This window comes from Aquimarina intermedia (genome assembly GCF_008124785.1).
Taxonomy (GTDB): domain Bacteria; phylum Bacteroidota; class Bacteroidia; order Flavobacteriales; family Flavobacteriaceae; genus Aquimarina; species Aquimarina intermedia.
In genome coordinates, this window is sequence record NZ_VNHU01000007.1 from 124,676 (window position 1) to 140,393 (window position 15,718).

10 protein-coding genes are annotated in these 15,718 nt (G+C 36.2%); 5 read left to right on the forward strand and 5 right to left on the reverse strand.

Annotated features, from left to right (window positions below):
- The first annotated feature begins 21 nt into the window (after positions 1 to 21).
- The 4 genes from BD809_RS11370 (at position 22) to BD809_RS11385 (ending at position 6,279) form a co-directional block, all read left to right on the forward strand.
- Positions 22 to 1,146 carry a SusE domain-containing protein gene (locus BD809_RS11370; RefSeq protein ID WP_170251869.1) on the forward strand — a complete coding sequence of 375 codons (1,125 nt, stop codon included), beginning with the start codon at positions 22 to 24 and terminating at the stop codon, positions 1,144 to 1,146.
- Positions 1,147 to 1,154: 8 nt separating this feature from the next.
- A complete protein-coding gene (locus BD809_RS11375; protein WP_148783095.1) occupies positions 1,155 to 2,603 on the forward strand; it encodes an alpha-amylase in 1,449 nt (482 codons plus the stop codon).
- Between the two features lie 160 nt (positions 2,604 to 2,763).
- On the forward strand, positions 2,764 to 4,968 hold the full coding sequence (locus tag BD809_RS11380) for a peptidase domain-containing ABC transporter (RefSeq protein WP_148783096.1): 2,205 nt from the start codon (positions 2,764 to 2,766) through the stop codon (positions 4,966 to 4,968).
- A gap of 18 nt (positions 4,969 to 4,986) precedes the next feature.
- Positions 4,987 to 6,279 carry an HlyD family secretion protein gene (locus tag BD809_RS11385; protein ID WP_148783097.1) on the forward strand — a complete coding sequence of 431 codons (1,293 nt, stop codon included), beginning with the start codon at positions 4,987 to 4,989 and terminating at the stop codon, positions 6,277 to 6,279.
- A gap of 141 nt (positions 6,280 to 6,420) precedes the next feature.
- Here the strand turns inward: BD809_RS11385 and BD809_RS11390 are convergent, their stop codons facing one another.
- The 4 genes from BD809_RS11390 to tilS all read right to left on the reverse strand — a co-directional run bounded on the left by BD809_RS11390 (position 6,421) and on the right by tilS (position 13,475).
- The gene (locus BD809_RS11390) at positions 6,421 to 8,283 is read right to left on the reverse strand and encodes a DUF885 domain-containing protein (RefSeq protein ID WP_148783098.1); all 1,863 of its coding nucleotides are present in this window, start codon (positions 8,281 to 8,283) and stop codon (positions 6,421 to 6,423) included.
- Positions 8,284 to 8,297: 14 nt separating this feature from the next.
- Positions 8,298 to 10,148 carry a CocE/NonD family hydrolase gene (locus tag BD809_RS11395; protein WP_148783099.1) on the reverse strand — a complete coding sequence of 617 codons (1,851 nt, stop codon included), beginning with the start codon at positions 10,146 to 10,148 and terminating at the stop codon, positions 8,298 to 8,300.
- A 91-nt stretch (positions 10,149 to 10,239) separates the two neighbouring features.
- Positions 10,240 to 12,222 (reverse strand): protein-disulfide reductase DsbD family protein, encoded by a 1,983-nt coding sequence (locus tag BD809_RS11400; RefSeq protein ID WP_148783100.1) that lies wholly within the window; start codon positions 12,220 to 12,222, stop codon positions 10,240 to 10,242.
- Complete coding sequence (gene tilS / locus BD809_RS11405; protein WP_246131520.1) at positions 12,219 to 13,475, reverse strand: tRNA lysidine(34) synthetase TilS; 1,257 nt, start codon at positions 13,473 to 13,475, stop codon at positions 12,219 to 12,221. Before tilS ends, BD809_RS11400 begins: the two co-directional genes overlap by 4 nt.
- Before the next feature lie 224 nt (positions 13,476 to 13,699).
- Between tilS and BD809_RS11410 the strand changes: the two genes are divergently transcribed.
- A complete protein-coding gene (locus BD809_RS11410; RefSeq protein ID WP_148783102.1) occupies positions 13,700 to 14,401 on the forward strand; it encodes a hypothetical protein in 702 nt (233 codons plus the stop codon).
- Positions 14,402 to 14,422: 21 nt separating this feature from the next.
- On the opposite strand, the gene pabB is transcribed toward BD809_RS11410, so the two are convergent.
- Positions 14,423 to 15,718: an aminodeoxychorismate synthase component I gene (pabB, locus tag BD809_RS11415; protein WP_148783103.1), complete on the reverse strand. Its 1,296-nt coding sequence runs from the start codon at positions 15,716 to 15,718 to the stop codon at positions 14,423 to 14,425.

Below are 15,718 nucleotides of genomic sequence, written 5' to 3' on the forward strand. Positions count from 1 at the left end.
AAAAATTTAAAAATAAAACAAATGAAAAAAATAATATTTCTTTTGGTAACAGCAATTTTCTTTACAGGATTACAGTCCTGTGAAGATGATAATGATAAAATCATTGCTGAACCAAATGCGGCTTTACAAATCAAAACTCCAAATTCTGAATTAGTATTACAAAAATCAGATGTGGACACTACGGCAATAACCTTAGAATGGGAGCCTAGTGATTATGGAGTTGCTACACAGATAAATTATGTTATCGAGATGGGTGTCGCAGCAACAGGATTCGAAACCTCAAGAGTGGTTGGTCAAACCAATGAAACCTCTTTTTCCTGGACGGTAAAAGAATTAAACAGCGAAATTCTAAAACTAGGCTTAGAACCTAATGCTCAAAGTGATCTGGAAATTCGAGTCAGTTCTTCTATAGGTACAACACAAGTAGAGAAGCTAGTTTCTAATACGGTAATTTTTACAGTAACTACTTACGGAGAAGTGATACTTCTTAGAGACTTGTTTTTTGTAGGTAATGCGGTTGATACAAATAAAGATGGAATCGCGAATAACGATGATTGGAACAACAATGCAACCAACACCTATTTATTCAGAGATGCCGAAAACACCAATACTTACTATTTTTCAGGGTATTTTGATGCTAATGAATTCAAATTACTGGAATCTAAAGGAAATTGGCAACCACAATGGGGGCTGGATGGCGGAAGCTTTACATCAAGTGATATTTTAGGTGGAGATCCAGGTGCATTTACTACAAGTACAGCAGGTTATTATAGTCTCCAGGTAAATACAGAGGACCTAACCTATACATTGGATCCTATAGACGCATCTGCAGCACCAACGTATACAACTATTGGTTATATCGGTACGGCTCGAACAGGAGATGATACGGGATGGAACGAGGATGCAGATTTAGTTCAGTCTTCATTTAACCCTCATATATGGTACGCAAATGATGTAGTGCTATTTGACGGTGTTATGAAGTTTAGACATAGTAATGATTGGCCGGGTAACTGGGGTGGTACAACTGCGCTTAGTGGAACTACTACCACTGCTGGAGATCCACCGGCAATACCTGTCATCGCAGGAACATATGATATTTGGTTCAATGATTTGGACGGTCGCTATATCCTTATACCTAAAAGTTAAGTTATATCATGATAGATTTTTTGAAAAAATATACTACAAAAACTATTCTTCTTTTGGGAGGAATAGTTTTTGTTTTTAACGCATGTTCTAGTGATGATGACGCTTCAAATGAAGAAGAAACTACCGCTATAAACAAGTTGGATTTAACCCAATACAACGGAGATTCTAAGGGTGTGATGATGCAGGCCTTTTATTGGGATGTTGAACCTATCGGAGAATGGTATACTACAGTAGAAACGAAATTAGCCGATTGGTCTGCTGCGGGTATTAATCGTATATGGCTTCCGGCACCCGGAAAAGGACAATCCGGAAGTTTTTCGATGGGGTATGATCCATCAGATTATTTTGATGTCGGTGAATTTGAACAACATGGAACAATTGAAACCCGTTTCGGTTCTCGGGCTGAATTAGAAGGCTTGATAAACACAGCGCATCAAAATAACATTGAAGTGATAGCAGACATTGTTCTCGGTCATAACTCTGGAGGGGGTCAACAAGATAATCCTTATAGACCTGGAGATACAGAAGTGTATAGTTTATTCAATGAAGCGAATGGAAATGCTTCCGGTAAATTCAATCGGTCTTATGAACATTTTCATCCAAACTCCATTCATGCCAATGATGCCGAAGCTTTATTCTTTGAAAAAACAGATCTCTGTCATGATCAGCAATATGTAAAAGACTGGTTATGGCTTCGTGATGACTCCGTTGCCAATTTTTACAAGGATGTCTTAGGCTTTGATGGTTGGCGTTTTGATTATGTAAAAAGCTTTGCTCCATCAGTTGTTACTGAGTGGAATAAGAAAGTAGGTGGATTTTCTGTCGGAGAGAATTTTGATGGTAATGCCAATACATTGAAGGATTGGGTAGATGCCTCTGGATCTTCAGCCTTCGATTTTGCTTGTTTCTATCGATTGGAAGAAGCATTGGATAGAGATAAGGATCTGAGTATTCTTGCAGAATCTAAAAATATGCTTCGTAAAATTTATCCTGAAAAAGCAGTTACATTCATTGCAAATCATGATACAGAAAAAGAAGAAAACCTGAATAATCGCATTAGTTATGCTAACAAAATGATGGCACATGCGTATATTCTGACTCATGATGGGTATCCAACCCTATTTTATAGTGATTATGAAAATCCGTTATTTAAAGAACAGCTCAAAAATTTAATAGTAATTCGTAATAGCTTAGCTAGTGGAAATGTTAAAATTCTGAAAGCTGTGAAGAACGAATATATTATGCAAAGAGAAGGTACCGATGGTAATCCTGGTCTAATACTCTATATTAACATAGGAACTGAAATCGCTTCTCATGAGGTTACTACTTCATGGAAAAATAAAACTTTGATTGATTATAGCAATAATATTAAAGACAATCCCAGTACTAATTTAAGCGGAACCACTACCCTAACGGCTCCACCTAAAAGTTTTAGTATCTGGTCAATTGCACAGTAAGCTAACGTTTTTCTATATTTTTTGATCAAAAGAAGCGCAAGATGCGCTTCTTTTGCTTTTTATGAATAGTTCCTGTACGTAACCTTTAGTAGATTCAAATGAAATTTCTTACTTTGTGAACATATTTATCAGTTAGAACCAACTTAACCTAGTTCCCTTAATGGCTAAATTTCCATTTTACAAGCAGGCTGAATCGAAAGATTGCGGGCCCACGTGTATTAAAATTATTGCAAAACATTATGGTCGTGTGCTTAACACAGCCAACTTACGAATGCTCAGCGAAACTACCAGAGAAGGAAGTTCACTTCTGGGATTAAGTGAAGCAGTAGAAAAGATTGGTTTTAGATCCTTAGGTGTCAAGCTTTCTTTAAATCAATTGAAAGACGCTCCCCTACCCTGTATCGTGCATTGGAATAAAGTTCATTATGTAGTGGTCTATAAGATAAAAACTTCTCGAAACGGAGGGGTTACTATCTACGTATCTGATCCAGCACATGGTTTGATAACCTATACAAAAGATGAGTTTATAACAGCTTGGATTGGTAATAATGCTGATGAAACTACCGAAGAAGGTGTCGCATTGCTGTTAGAACCCACTCCCAATTTTTATAGTGATACGTTACAAGAGGAGAATGAAAAATTTGGTTTCAAATTCATCTCTAAATATGTCATACAGTATCGTAAGTTTATTTACCAACTCATTCTTGGACTGACTGCGGGTAGTTTATTACAGCTAATCACTCCGTTTCTTACGCAAAGTATTGTTGATGTTGGGATTAAAAATCAAGATATCCACTTTGTCTATCTAGTCCTTATTGCCATGCTTTCGCTTTTTATAGGACGGACACTAATTGATGTTTTGCGTAGTTGGATCTTACTCCATCTTAGTACGCGTATAAACATTTCTCTGATTTCTGATTTTTTTATCAAATTAATGAACTTGCCTATCTCTTATTTTGATGTCAAGATGACTGGGGATTTATTACAGCGTATTAATGATCACAAGCGAATTGAGCGTATCCTGACCATGTCCTCATTAAATGTTCTTTTTTCGCTGGTGAACCTGTTAGTTTTCAGCATTGTTCTTATCTACTACAGTTTGGCTATTTTCGGGATTTTTGCCGTCGGAAGTGTATTATATTTTTCTTGGGTACTTCTATTCTTTAAAAAACGAAAAAAACTTGACTATAAACGCTTTGCGCAAATTAGTGAAGAACAAAGTAAAGTGATAGAATTGGTTAATGGCATGCAGGAAATAAAACTGCACAATGCCGAAAAACGGAAACGATGGAACTGGGAGTTCGTTCAAGCTAAATTGTTTAAGATTTCGGTTGAAAATTTAGCGTTAGAACAATATCAAAGCGTAGGTTCTGCTTTTATTAATGAGCTTAAAAATATTTTGATAACAGTATTTTCTGCCAAACTAGTTATCGACGGCGAAATTACATTGGGTATGATGCTAGCCATTACTTCTATTGTTGGACAGCTAAACGCACCAATCACACAGTTCATTAATTTTTTAAGAGAGCTACAAGACGCCCAAATATCGCTAGAACGTTTGGGTGAAATTCACAATAAAGAAGATGAAGAAGTTTCTAAGGATCAAAAAATAAAAGATATCCCGGAAAACGCCGGATTCGACATCAAAGATTTAAGTTTTAGGTACGTAGGTAGTGATCAACCCGTATTGGAGGATCTTAATTTATCAATTCCTGCAAATAAAATTACTGCCATTGTTGGTGTTAGCGGTAGTGGTAAAACTACCCTTATGAAATTGCTGTTGAAGTTTTATGAACCCAACAGTGGTAAAATATTCTTAGGCTCTCACGATTTACAAAACATTTCGCAAAAAGCTTGGCGTGATCAATTTGGTGTAGTGATGCAAGAGGGCTATATATTTAATGATACCATTGCTAATAATATCGCAGTAGGAGATAATTATATAGATAAAACTAAATTAGCTCATGCAGTAGATGTTGCCAATATAAAGGAGTTTATTGAGTCGCTTCCGTTATCCTACAATACCAAGATAGGGATGGAAGGTGTAGGCTTAAGTACTGGACAAAAACAACGTTTGTTTATCGCAAGAGCCGTGTATAAAGATCCTAAATTTCTGTTTTTCGACGAAGCTACTTCCGCGTTAGACGCGAATAATGAAAAGGTGATTATGGAAAAACTTGATCAATTTTTTAAAGACAAAACCGTGATGGTGATTGCCCATCGGTTGAGCACTGTAAAAAATGCTCATAAAATTGTAGTTTTAGAACATGGACATATTGTAGAAGTGGGAAATCATCAGGAACTTATAGCCAAAAAAGGTAGCTACTTCAATTTAGTTAAAAATCAATTGGAGTTGGGGAACTAACCGCAAAAGCTTTAAAAAATGTCAGATCAATTAGATACAATACAACTTAGAAGCGAAGAGGTACAAGAAATCTTAACCAGAGTGCCTCACTGGATGATCCGTTGGGGTAATGCACTTATCCTTATACTGGTGCTATTATTGCTTTTTCTATCCTGGTTAATCAAATATCCGGATGTCATTCCGGCTGAAGCTATCATAACCACACAAATACCGCCACAAAAAGAATATGCCAAGGTTACAGGTAAACTTGAAGCCATCTTAGTAGAAGACGGTCAGTTGGTTCCTGAAAATACACCTTTGGCTATACTACAGAATAGCGCCAACTATAAAGATGTTTTTTTATTACAATCCATTATCGATACTATTAGTATTACAAAAGAACGGTTTTCCTTTCCTATCGATGAATTGCCGGTATTATTCTTAGGAGATATTGAGACGAGTTTTGCTCTTTTTGAAAACAGTTATTCTGAATATATCCTAAATCAGGAGCTGCAACCTTTTTCTAATGAAGCTTTAGCGAATAAAATATCACTGTCTGAGTTGTACCGCCGCTTTGAGAGTTTAAAAGCACAAAAGAACATCAATAAAGCTGAATTAGAGTTCAAACAGAAAGATCTGGAACGTCAAAAGAATCTTTTTGCTAAAGGAGTAATTTCTGCTCAGGAATACGAAAATAAGGAATTGGACTTTTTACAAACAAAACGAAACTATGAAAATAATAACGTTCAGTTATCACAAATTACTGAAAGTATAAGCAATGCCACCAAAACCTCTAAAGGAACCAAAATTAATCAGCGAAAAGAAGAAATAGCGTTATACAAACGCGTATTACAAGCCTTTGATCAACTTAAAAAAAACATCAAAGATTGGGAACAGACATATGTACTCGAATCTAATATTCACGGTCATGTATCTTTCTTAAATTATTGGACAATAAATCAAAATGTAACGGCCGGAGACTTAGTTTTTATTGTGATTCCAGCAGAAGACTCGTCCTATATTGCTAAAATTACAGCACCAACCCAAAATTCAGGGAAAATAAAAGTGGGTCAAGTGGCGAATATAAAGTTAGAAAACTATCCGGATAATGAATTTGGAATGCTTACAGGTACTGTAAAAAGTATTTCTCTCCTACCTAATGCAGACGGTTTATACCTTATTGATGTTGAGTTACCTGATACCTTGATTACTTCTTATGGCAAAGAGATTCAGTTTAAACAAGAAATGAGAGGTGTGGTAGAAATTATTACCGAAGATCTAAGGCTTATCGAGCGTTTCTTTTATCAATTTAGAAATTTACTTGATAAATAAGACAGTTCTTTTCTTCAGAAATTAGTAAAACTCAACTTTTACTGTTACGTAATCGAATAGACCTGCTTATATAGGATTATTGTATAAAAAAGAGGTCTAACAGGACCTCTTTTTTTATAATTATTAAGACTTTAAATCTTACTAAGCGTCTTCTTCTTTAGTATTTGAAGCCAAAGTCGTATCGATCCAATCCTTTACAAGTTGTTCTAAAACATTTAATGGTAAAGCTCCATTGGTTAAAACCACATCATGAAATTCTCGTATATCAAATTGCTCGCCCAATTGTTCTTTAGACATTTTTCGCAACTGAAGGATTTTATTCATTCCTATTTTATACGCTGTTGCCTGACTTGGCATTACAATATGACGTTCTACCATTTTGATCGCATCACTCTCTGCATTCGGAGTATTCTCTGTATAATACTTAATCCCTTGCTCCCGTGTCCATTTTTTAGCATGGATTCCTGTATCAACTACCAAACGGCAAGCTCTCCACAGCTCCATAGCTAAGCGACCAAAATCTGAATACGGATCACTATACATTCCGATTTCTTTTGGAAGGTATTCGTTATACAATCCCCATCCTTCAATATATGCGGTATAGCCCCCAAATTTTCTAAATTTCGGAATATCTTCCAATTCCTGAGCAATTGAGATTTGCATATGGTGACCGGGAATTCCTTCGTGATATGCCAGCGCTTCCATTTGATATTTTGGCATCGCTTCCATATCATATAGATTGGCATAATAAGTACCCGGGCGTGATCCATCCGGTGTTCCTCTTTGATAAAAAGCTTTACCTGCACTTTTTTCTCTAAAAGGTTCTACAGCTTTCACTACGATATCAGCTTTGGGCTTTGTTATAAACAATTCGTCCAATCTTCCCTTCATGGTATTGATCAAAGCTGTTGCCTCATCCAGGTATGCTTTTTTGCCCTCTTCGGTATTAGCATAGTAAAATTTCTTATCTTCTTTCATAAACTTAAAGAAATCCTGTAATGTTCCTTTAAAGTCTACTTGCTTCATGATGTCCTTCATTTCGCTATGAATTCGCGCTACTTCCTTTAGTCCCAACTCATGAATTTCTTTGGCAGTCATGTTTGTGGTTGTCGTACGTTTTAAGGCAGTATTATAAAAGGCCTCCCCTTTTGGAAATTTCCAAGCACCATCATCTGTTGTAGCTCGCTGCTGCTGATCTTCAAGCATAGCTATCAACTTTTGATAGGCGGGTTTTACACTGCTAACTAAAGCTTTTTTTGCTTCTTTCAGATATGCATCCTCTTTTTGCTTGTCCAACTTTAAGGTCTCCAGTTTGGTTCTGAAATCTGTTAATAAGGTACTTTCTTCTTTTGAGTTGTCAAACGGTTTACCGGTTATGATATTTTTACTATCACCTAATACCTTAGTGTAAACAAATTTGGGAAGTAAAATGCCGTTCTTTTCCCTAATTTTCAAATTTTCAACCAGTTGATTAAATAATCCTTCAATCTTATTGAGTCTGGAGATATAGGCTTTAGCATCTGTACTGTCAGCAATACGATGCATATTAATTAAAAATGCCGGGATTTCTGCCTGCATCCCATGCATTTGATTTACAGGGTAGGTATAAAAGCGATATTCAAAATCTTCAATTTCATTTTCCAAATCCTGCTTTAATAAGGTATAGCTCAAAAGCGTTTCATCGTTCAGTTTTGCTACATCTACTGAGTCTTTGAGATACGACAGACGTTGTTTTGTCTTTTCTAAATCTGCAACCTCTCGTTGGGTGGAAATATCATCCCAACTGCCATAATCCTTTGTTTTGACTCCCAGATATGTTTGCATCATTGGAGAATCGGCTAGCTCTATTTGAAACTGTTCTTCGAACCAAGCATTCATTTTTTGTGAATATTCGGCAATCTCTTGATCATTGACAACGGTAGCAGCGTTAGTATCAGTAGTATTCTTACAGCTTCCTAATGTAGCTATAGAAAATAGGATAATACCTATGGATAATTTATTCATAATCTATAATTAGGTTATTTATTTAGTGTAAATTCAATTGATGAGTCATGATACACTTTGTGCGTTTGTTTTGTAAAATCAGAAGCACTCGCTTTAAAAATATTGGGTACAAAAGTTTGAGGGTTTCTATCAATTAGCGGAAACCAGGTACTTTGGATTTGCACTTGCATCTTATGCCCTTTTTTAAAGGTGTGGTGCACATCCTGAAGTTTGATATTTACTTCTGTTTTCTTATTTGCTTCAAAAGGTTCAGGTGTTTCAAAACTGTTTCTGAATCTCCCTCTCATTACCTCACTACGTACCATCATGTGATAGTTACTCATTTTCAAGTGATCCTGTGTTTCTTCTGTATCTTTGGCGTCATTGGGATACACATCAATTATCTTGACTACCCAGTCAGCATCCGTTCCACTGGTAGCAACTTGCAATTTTGCCAAAATTTCGCCGGAGAGTGTCATATCTTCTTGCAGAACAGAAGTTTCAAAAACCAGAACATCAGGACGTCGTGCAGCGAATCGCTGATCATCAGTCATATATTTACGCGGAGTAAATACCATTTTTATATCCTCAGAATAAGGCACCGGCTTTGCCGGATCGCTAATAAACTCTTCCACTCCCTCACCAGAAGTTTCTTTTAAACTTTGATTGTCGCCTAAATACATCGTTTTTTTAACCGAAGCTTTTGGAGGCCAAACTTCGAATGAATTCCATTCCTTTTTACCGGTATCAAAAATTTGAATTTCTGATAGACCAGTGTTATTAGTTCCATCACCTTTCAGAAAATTATTAAAAAACTTTGTTTCAATATTTTTTTGATAGTTTAGAGAAATATCGTCGCCAAAATATACATTCCCAACAGCCTGACGTTTTTTATTACGTGCCCAATCTCCATGACTCCAAGGACCAAAGACCATTATATTATAATTATCACTTTTCTTTTCGATATTTTTATAGGTTTCAAAAGGACCATAAAGATCTTCTGCATCAAAGAGTCCGCCCACAACCATTACCGCTGGTTTGATATCTTTGAGATGTTGGATTATACCGCGTTTCTGCCAAAACTCATCATAATTTGGATGCTCCTTGAGCTGTGTCCAAAACTCATTATCTTCTTTATAATATTGATCTAATGAACTTAATGGACCTGCATCTAAGAAAAATTGATATTGATCTTCACTTTCGAGTTTTGGAAATTCATACCAACTCTCTGTAACCGGTTTTTCTTTTTGATAGCCAAAAACTGCGGTGGCTCTCCAATAACTTAATAAGTATGCTCCATTATGATGAAAGTCATCAAAAAAGAAATCCCCGATACAAGCTTGTGGTGATACTGCCTTTAACGCAGGATGTGCATCAAGCAAAGAATACGTAGCATAAAATCCGGGGTACGAAATTCCCCATACGCCTACTTTCTTATTTGTATTTTCTAAATTGTTTACAAGCCAATCTATGGTATCATAGGTATCACTTGCCTCATCTATTTGCTTTCCTTTTTTATTTGGAATGTACGTGCGCATATTATCATAAGAACCCTCGCTCATCCATCGTCCTCTTACATCCTGATATACAATTATATTGCCTTCTTTCATTAAGAACTCATTAGGACCAATTTTAGACCTAAATTGATCTTCTCCATAAGGTCTTGAACTATATGGAGTACGATGCATTAATATGGGATATTTCTTTGATGTATCCTTAGGTGTATAGATGGTAGTATGAAGTTTTACGCCATCACGCATAGCAATGTCCACTTCGGCCTTGGTATAATGTTCCTTTACATCATAACTAGTCTCCTGCTGGGCAAAGGATGCAAATGATACTAGCAGGGTTAATCCTACTAGTAAGTTTAGTTTAAATAGTTGCATTTAATTGTGTTTAGTTCGACGCTGAAGATAAAAAAATGACTGTGTGCCACTTCTTATTTTAAGGAGATTTTAACACATTGAATTTTGCTTGTTACTTATTTGCGGAAAGACCTTCCTTCAGCCAAGACAAATATTCCTGTATATCAGGGGTGTAACCGATCGTAGAATTCAATAGATTAAGATTAGTATCCAGCAGTACATAGAAAGGCTGCGAATTATTCCTGAAATTTAATGTTTGAAAGGTAGCCCACTGATCTCCAATTGTTTTTATCCGTTTTAAGCTACCATTTGCTTTTAAATAATTAAATTGTTCTGTTTCCGGCAATGGTTTTCGATCATCGACATATAATGAAATAAGAATATATTCATTTTTTAGTACGTCCATAACCGCCGGATCACTCCAAACTTGTTCTTCCATTTTGCGACAATTGACGCATGCCCATCCAGTGAAGTCGATAATCATAGGCTTATTTTCAGCCTTGGCCGCAGCTAATCCTTCGTAAAAATCTGTGTACGCATTAAGGCCCAAAGGCCCATGCGCTTCTTTGTCATAGATACTATAAAATAGTGGCGGAGGAAAACCACTCAGCAGTTTTAAGTTTGCGTAGGCGGTATTACTTAATCCCGGTAATAAATACAATACAAAGATCAAAGTAATCGCTCCAAGTGCCTTACGGCTTGCACTTATTTTTTGCTTTGGTCCGTCATGTGGAAATCGAATTTTACCAAAGAGGTACAAGGTCATGGCTATACCTATTACAATCCAGATACCAATAAAAATTTCTCTTTTGAGTAACCCCCAATGCTCAACCAAATCAGCGTTTGACAAAAATTTAAAGGCTAAGGCTAGTTCGATGAATCCAAGAACTACTTTTACCGTATTAAGCCACCCACCACTTTTGGGCAAGGAATTTAACCAATTAGGGAACAGCGCAAAGAGCGCAAAAGGCAAAGCCAATGCCAAACCAAATCCCCCCATACCAAAACTTAGTTGGATTGCCCCGCCATCGCTACTCAAAGAACCACCTAACAGTGATCCCAAAATAGGACCGGTACAGGAAAAAGAAACTAAAGCAAGAGTCAATGCCATAAAAAAGATACCTACCACTCCCCCAATACTTGTCGCTTTGTAATCCAAACTATTACTCCATGAAGCAGGTAGCGTTATTTCAAAATATCCAAAAAATGAAATTGCAAAAACTATAAAAATGATAAAGAACGCTATATTTAAAATAACGTTAGTAGAGATTGTATTTAAAATCTCGGGATCCACCGAATCCAGTAAATGAAAAGGTAAACTTAGTAACACATAAATTGCAAAAATAAAGACTCCATATAGGATTGCATTGAACACACCTTTTTTACGGTTTCGAGCACTTTTGGTAAAAAAGGAGACCGTTAATGGAATCATCGGAAAAACACAGGGTGTTAACAATGCTATCAATCCACCCAGAAAACCTAATATAAAAATGCTAACATAGCTTTTATCCTCTGTTGTATCCTGCAAAAATGATTCTTGATTCTTAAGATCTAATTGCAAGGCTTTGGACTTTTTGAGATCCTCATCGGTGAGGCTTACGGTCTTTTGATTTTCGGTAGCAGCGTTGTCTTTCGGATTTAAAACTATTTCAAAAACAACTGTATCCGGCGCCAAACAACGTACATCATCACAAATAGCAAAAAACACCTCTGCTGTGATACTTGTTAATGATGGATCTAAAATTTTTACTTTTTGAGTGAATCGCGCTTTGTTTTCAAAATATTTGATATTCATTTCGAAAATCTTATCAAACTTTTCAATACCCTCGGGTTCTACAGTCTCTCCTATAAGCTGAAACTTTTCAGGTGCAGGCGTAAAACTGAATTCAGTCGGAGTCGGAGCAATTTCGTCGGTTTCTGCAGCGCGTTGTGAGTACAAATGCCAACCTTTATCAAGGGTAGCTTCAAAATATAAGGTGTATTCTGTATCTGACTCTTTTACAACTCCGGACGTCCACTTAATAGGATCAAATGTTTGAGAATTAACTCCCGTTAAGGAAAAACAAGTTATGATAAGTACTAGAAGAATTCTCATGTAGCTAATGTAATTTTTAATAGTTGTTTCGTATCAGGGAGCATTTTGAACCGATCATCTGCCCTGTAATTTATCACCCAGACAATTTCTGTTCCCGAGCAAAGCACCCATATACGCTCTTTGTCCAACAAAGATAATTTTTCGTCTTTAAAATATTTACTTAATTTCTTTTTTCCTTTCATTCCGATTGGATAAAAATAGTCGCCTTTTTCCCATCTCCTTACAATCAGGGGATAGCTTAATTTTTGCTGATCAATATATATCGTATTTTTTTCAAGCGGTTGTATGATTGTTGTATTTTTAAGCTGTAGCGTACCTATGGGAACCATAACCGTAGTTTCTTCTTTTTCTATGCGATAGGTTCGAATCGGTGCTTTTTTTATTGCCAACGGAGCAATGATGAGAATATCTCTGTTTTTTAATAACCGATGTGTAGCAGAAAAAATCTGTTTTCCGGATTGCGAGGTTATTAGTTTTGCCATATCCTGCCAAGCTGTAAAACCAAAGTCTTTCAACACAAAATATAGATACACTTTGGGGTCACCATATTTTAAAAGCTTTGGAATTGAAATATGAATTTCTCCATTTTTTTGAGTTTTAAACAATTTTTCTCTAATTCGTCTCGCTTCAGCTTCGATAAAGAATTGACTTTTACTGAGCTGTATCCTGGTAGTTTCAAAATTCTTTAAAAACTGCTCATTGGCACCTTTTAACTTTGGCACCACGTCATGGCGAATTTTATTTCTGAGGTATTTTGTACTCTGATTACTTTGATCCTCCCTCCATTCAATCGAATTTTGTGTAGCATAGTTTTCAATTTCTTCTCTCGAAAACGGTAACAATGGACGTACAAAAATATCATTAATTTCGGGGATGCCGGTCAGACCATCAAGCCCCGTACCTCGTGACAAATTAATCAAAAAGGTTTCTAAAGTATCATTGAGATGATGCGCCGTAAGTACATACTTGAAACCTTGTTGTACGGCTGTTTTTTTAAACCACCTGTATCGCAACGTTCTTGCCGCCATTTGTATAGAAAGCTTATGACGCTCGGCATATTTTTGTGTGTCAAATTCGATTTTAAAAAGAGGTACAGTGAGCGTTTCTGCGAGTTTAGTCACAAATTGCTCATCCTTATCGCTATCATCTACCCGTAATTTAAAATTACAGTGCAATACTCCAAAGTCGAGGTCCAAGAACTTACACAGATGCAGAAGTACAATACTATCCAATCCCCCACTACACGCGACCAAAAACCTTTCTTTATACAAAAAGGAAAGATTCGTTTCTAAATGTTTCTTAAAAGCTGCTAGCACCTCTTGATAGATAGATTGATTATTTTATATTTTTCAAAGATACAACTTTGCTCACGGTGCTAATAAAGAATAATACATTTTACTTGTATTTGATTTTCAGGTTTTTAACAATTATATTCCATTGTTTTAGTTATTTTTAAAGGACACAAAATTTCTTTATTATGGGCAGGATACAAGAAACTACAGAAGATACCGTAAAATCTAAACGAAAGGATTTTGATAAAAGACTTTTATCTATCTTACCGCATTTACATCCTTATGTAAAGCACCGCATATATATTGCAGAAAGTACCGGTATTCTTCCCGGTAATATGTATTGCTCCAACGGGATCATTGATGATGCAATTGTACAGTTATTTAATACTCCTGTAGATCATGATATACAATGTCTTGCTTTAGAACTTAAATTATTTAAAATAGCTGATGAAATCATTGATGAGCTCTATATAAAAGAAGGCTGGCACCAACATACGATAAGCACTAATGATATCTTGAAAGAAGAATTAGATCGCTTAGAAGAAGATTTTTTTGCAGAGGCCGATGATGATTTGATCATGAGTGATGAGCTTACAGACATTAGTTACCATCAAAATCTGGAGAATAAAAAACCCTTTATTTATGATGATTCAAACTCTGAGATACTAAAAGTGATCGACAATCATCATTCTTCGGACCTAAAGAAAAAGAAATTACTTGGAAAGTTTTACAGCTGGCTACCCTTAAAAACATCTAATATCATTGACTTATTTGTTTTTGGTAAACTCAACTTTGAAGAAATCGCCATTGTAAAAGGTATTAGTAGCCGCGAAGTAAAAGAAATTATTATTGATGTCAGAAAACGATTTCGTCGTAATCTTATCTAAATAAACTAGCAGTAATGTTCGCTATTTTTCTAGTACCTGTCGCATTGCTTTAGCTTTCAGTAAGCATTCTTCATATTCTTTTTCAGGTACCGATTTTGCCGTAATCGCACTTCCCACCGTATAGGATATGTAATTGCGTTTCTGATTATACAGGATACTTCGTATCACTACATTAAAATCAAAATCTCCCTCTGGCGTAAAATATCCAATCGCTCCGCTATATAATCCGCGCTTGGATGTTTCCAATTCTTCAATAATCTGCAAAGCCGAAACCTTAGGAGCGCCTGTCATACTACCCATCGGGAAAGTAGTTCTTAGAATTGAAACCGGGTCGGTAGTACGTTCCACCTTTGAAGTAACGGTGGATATCATCTGATGCACCTGTTTAAAGGAATACACACGACATAACTCTTCAACGTTTACACTTCCCTTGACCGCAGTTTTCGACAAATCGTTTCTTACTAAATCGACAATCATGATATTCTCAGATCGTTCTTTTTGATCTCGCTCCAGTGCAGCAATACCCGCCAGATCCTCATCTATGTTTTGAGATCTTTTGGCAGTACCTTTGATCGGTTGTGTAATTACCCGGTCACCTTCTTTTTTGATATAACGTTCCGGTGAGGTTGATAAGGCGTAGCAGGATTCAAATTTTAGAAAAGCTGCAAAGGGTGCTTTCGATATTTCATTCAGTTTTTCATATACTGGAAGCGGAGCGATCGCAGCCTTATTATCATAAAATTCCTGGCAAAAATTAGCTTCATAAATGTCACCGCGCTGTATGTGGTTAAGAAAAGTTTTTACGCTTTCCAAATACTCGAATTTGGTTATTTTTGACTTTATGATTACCTGATGTGTTTGAAGCGTAAACTCTTCCGAAAAATTAGTTTGAGAAATAGCTTCAAAATCTGAGTCCATCTCATCATCGACCATATTCAGATACTGTACTTCAACCACATTCCCTTTCAACAAAAACAAACGCTTTGGTTGGAAAAAATAAAGCTCAGGAAATTCTAAACCATCTTTATTTTTGGACGTTAAATTCTCTACATTATTTTTTAAGTCATAGGAAAGATAGCCGAAAAGCCAATCTTTTGTAGTCTGCTGATATTCTGAAAGCTTTGCAAAGGCTTCGGTTTCATCGGTTCGTAAAACGGTAAAAGCATCAACTGCTAAAATAGCGTCGTAGCTGGTATATGTCTGCGGATATTCGTTAGAATCAAGCCAGGTAACTTCTTCGAACTGTTGCGCCCATCGCAAAAGTTTCTTTTTATATTCTAAAATGTTGTGTATTGAATATTCCTTAAAGGTACGCAC

What these genes read in the sequence shown, in the direction of transcription:
- BD809_RS11380 (WP_148783096.1), top strand. Translation starts at nt 2,764, where the DNA reads ATGGCTAAATTTCCATTTTACAAGCAGGCTGAATCGAAAGATTGCGGG.
- BD809_RS11400 (WP_148783100.1), bottom strand. Translation starts at nt 12,222, where the DNA reads ATGAGAATTCTTCTAGTACTTATCATAACTTGTTTTTCCTTAACGGGA.
- BD809_RS11385 (WP_148783097.1), top strand. Translation starts at nt 4,987, where the DNA reads ATGTCAGATCAATTAGATACAATACAACTTAGAAGCGAAGAGGTACAA.
- BD809_RS11375 (WP_148783095.1), top strand. Translation starts at nt 1,155, where the DNA reads ATGATAGATTTTTTGAAAAAATATACTACAAAAACTATTCTTCTTTTG.
- BD809_RS11395 (WP_148783099.1), bottom strand. Translation starts at nt 10,148, where the DNA reads ATGCAACTATTTAAACTAAACTTACTAGTAGGATTAACCCTGCTAGTA.
- BD809_RS11390 (WP_148783098.1), bottom strand. Translation starts at nt 8,283, where the DNA reads ATGAATAAATTATCCATAGGTATTATCCTATTTTCTATAGCTACATTA.
- BD809_RS11410 (WP_148783102.1), top strand. Translation starts at nt 13,700, where the DNA reads ATGGGCAGGATACAAGAAACTACAGAAGATACCGTAAAATCTAAACGA.
- BD809_RS11370 (WP_170251869.1), top strand. Translation starts at nt 22, where the DNA reads ATGAAAAAAATAATATTTCTTTTGGTAACAGCAATTTTCTTTACAGGA.